Source organism: Streptomyces sp. NPDC020362 (assembly GCF_040642095.1).
Lineage (GTDB): Bacteria > Actinomycetota > Actinomycetes > Streptomycetales > Streptomycetaceae > Streptomyces.
Window position 1 is genome coordinate 1 of the sequence record NZ_JBFAET010000405.1, and the last position, 3159, is coordinate 3159.

Sequence of the window (3159 nt, forward strand, 5' to 3'; positions counted from 1 at the left end):
CGTACGTGGCTAGCAGCGCCTGCGCCTCGATCGGGTCACCCAGCCTCGTACCCGTGCCGTGCGCCTCCACCGCGTCCACGTCGCCCGGAGCGAGCCCGGCCGAGGCCAGCGCCCGGCGGATCACCCGCTGCTGAGCCGGACCGTTCGGCGCGGTCAGGCCGTTGGACGCGCCGTCCTGGTTCACGGCGCTGCCCCGCACCACCGCGAGGACCTCGTGGCCGTTGCGCACGGCGTCGGAGAGGCGCTCCACGAGCACCACGCCCACGCCCTCCGCCCAGCCGGTGCCGTCCGCGTCCGCGCCGAACGCCCTGCAGCGGCCGTCGGGCGACAGGCCGCGCTGGCGGCTGAACTCCACGAAAACGCTCGGACTGGCCATGACGGTGACGCCGCCGGCCAGGGCCATCGTGCACTCGCCGCTCCGCAGCGACTGCATGGCCAGGTGCAGGGCGACCAGGGACGACGAGCAGGCCGTGTCGATCGTGACGGCGGGGCCTTCGAGGCCGAAGGTGTAGGCCACCCGGCCGGAGACGACGCTGGAGGCGCCGCCGACGAGCCGGTGTCCTTCGACGCCTTCCGGCGTGTGGCGCACATCGGCTCCGTAGCCCTGGTAGGCCATGCCGACGAAGACGCCGGTCCGGCTGCCGCGCAGCTGCGCGGGGGCGATCCCGGCCCGCTCGAAGGCCTCCCACGAAGTCTCCAGCAGGAGGCGCTGCTGCGGGTCCATCGCCAGGGCCTCGCGCGGCGAGATCCCGAAGAAGCCGGCGTCGAAGTCGGTGGCGCCGTAGAGGAATCCGCCGTCGCGCGCGTACGTCCTGCCGGGGCGATCGGGGTCGGGGTCGTAGAGGGCCTCGACGTCCCAGCCGCGGTTCGACGGGAACTCGGAGATGGCGTCGCCGCCGGACGTCACCAGGTCCCACAGTGCCTCGGGTGAGTCGACGCCGCCGGGCAGGTGGCAGCTCATCGCCACGATGGCGATGGGCTCGTCGTCGGCGGCCGCGTGCTGCTCCTGCGGCGCGGCGGCCTGCGATCCGAGCAGCTCGCTCTGCAGGAAGCGGGCGAGCGCCGTGGCGTTGGGGTGGTCGAAGACCAGCGTGGGCGGCAGCGCAAGGCCGGTCGCCGTGTTGACCTTGTTGCGGAGTTCGACGGCGGTCAGGGAGTCGAAGCCGAGGTCCTTGAAGGCCCGGTCGGGATCGACCTCCGCCGACGAGGAGTGGCCCAGGACGGCCGCGACGTGCGCGCGGACCAGGTCGGTCAGGGTCTGAGCGCGCTCGGCCTCCGGCAGTCCGGCGAGCCGGGCCGTCAGGGGCGCGGCGCCGGTGGCGGCGTCGGCCGGAGCCGGAGTGCCGGCGCGGCGCACCTCGGGCAGCTCGGACAGCAGGGCGCTCGGGCGGCCGAGGGTGAACGGCCCGATGAACCGTTCCCAGTCGATGTCGGCCACGACGACCGCGGTGTCGTCGCAGTCCAGGGCGCGCTGGACCGCGGTCACGGCGAGTGCGGCGGGCAGGGTGACGACGCCGCGGCGACGCAGGTGCTCCTCGTCGGCGTCGGTGACCATGCCGCCGTCGGCCCAGGGGCCCCAGGCGATCGCGGTGGCGGTCAGGCCCCGGGCCCTCCGCCGGGCGGCGAGCCCGTCCAGGAAGGCGTTGCCGGCCGCGTAGGCGGTCTGCAGTCCGCTGCCCCACACGCCGGCGATCGAGGAGAAGAGGACGAAGGCGTCCAGCTCGCGGTCGCCGAGCAGTTCGTCCAGGTGCGCGGCGCCACGGGCCTTCGCCGCCACCGTGCGGGCGAAGTCGGCCGGCGTCAACTCGTCGAAGGGGGCGAACTGTTCCACGCCCGCGGCATGGAAGACGGAGGTGAAGGTGTGCTCGGCGAGCAGCGCCGCCACCGCGTCGCGGTCGGCGACATCGCACACGGCGAGGGTGACGCGCGCTCCCAGCTCCTCCAGTTCGGCCTTGAGTACGGTCGCGCCGGGCGCGTCGGCGCCGCGGCGGCTGGTGAGCACCAGGTGTTCGGCACCGGCACCGGCGAGCCAGCGGGCGACGTGCCCGCCCAGCGCACCCGTACCACCGGTGATCAGTACCGTGCCGCGGGGCGACCACGGCCGGCCGGCGCCGCTTCGGGCGTGGACGAGTCGGGCGGTGAACACGCCGGAGGCGCGGACGGCGACCTGGTCCTCCCGGGCCTCCTGGGCCTCCTGGTTCTCCGCAGCGCCGGATCCCTGGCTCAGGACGGCGGCGATACGGCCGGCGGCGCGCTCGTCGACGGCCGCGGGCAGGTCGATCAGGCCGCCCCAGCGCCGGGCGTGCTCCAGGGCCAGGGCGCGGCCGAGGCCCCACACCTGGTTCTGCACCGCGCTGAGCGGTGCGTCGTCGGAGCGGCCGGTGGCAGCCGCTCCGCGGGTGGCGCACCACAGCGGCGCGTCGACGCCCGCGTCGCCCAGCGCCTGGGCCAGGGCCACGGTCTGCGTGAGGCCCTGGGAGAGCGCGGGGTGCTCGGGCGAGGCGGTCTCGTCGGTCGCGAGCAGCGACAGGACGCCGTCGAGCGAACCGGCTTCGGCTGCGGTCCGGGTCAGCTCGTCGGCCAGGGACGCGCGGTCGGCGTCGGCGCCCACCGCCAGCGGGATCAGGTGCGCGCCGCGTCCGGCGAGGGCCGCGCGGACCGTCGCGGCCCGCTCGTCGCCTTCGGGCGCGGCGAACAGCCATGTGCTGCCGGAGAGATCGCCGGCGGACAGGCCGTTCAGCGGCTGCCAGGCCAGCTGGTAGCGCCAGCCGTCCACCACGGACTGCTCGCGCCGCTGGCGCCGCCAGGCGGACAGCTTCGGGACCACGACGTCCAGTTCTTCGGGGCTCAGCCCCAGCGTGGTGGCGAGGGACTCGGCGTCCTCGCGCTCGACGCTCGCCCAGAACTCGGCGTCGACCGCGTCCACGGCGGCCGTCCCGGCCTCGGGAGCCTCCAGCCAGTAGCGCTGCTGCTGGAAGGCGTACGTGGGCAGGTCGACCTTCCGCGCACCGGGGAAGAGGGCCTGCCAGTCCGGGGAGACACCGTGCACGTGCAGTTCGGCGAGCGCGGTGGTGACGGCCTGCTGCTCGGGACGGTCGGCTCGGAGTACGGGGATGGTGACGATGTCGTCCGCACAGCCCTGCGCCATGCCGCTGAGGA

At 75.1% G+C, this 3159-nt stretch carries 1 protein-coding gene; it reads right to left on the reverse strand.

Annotated elements, in window-relative coordinates; genetic code table 11:
- The coding region (locus AB0H32_RS47540; RefSeq protein ID WP_361135736.1) for an SDR family NAD(P)-dependent oxidoreductase at positions 1-3159 on the reverse strand (3159 nt) is incomplete at both ends.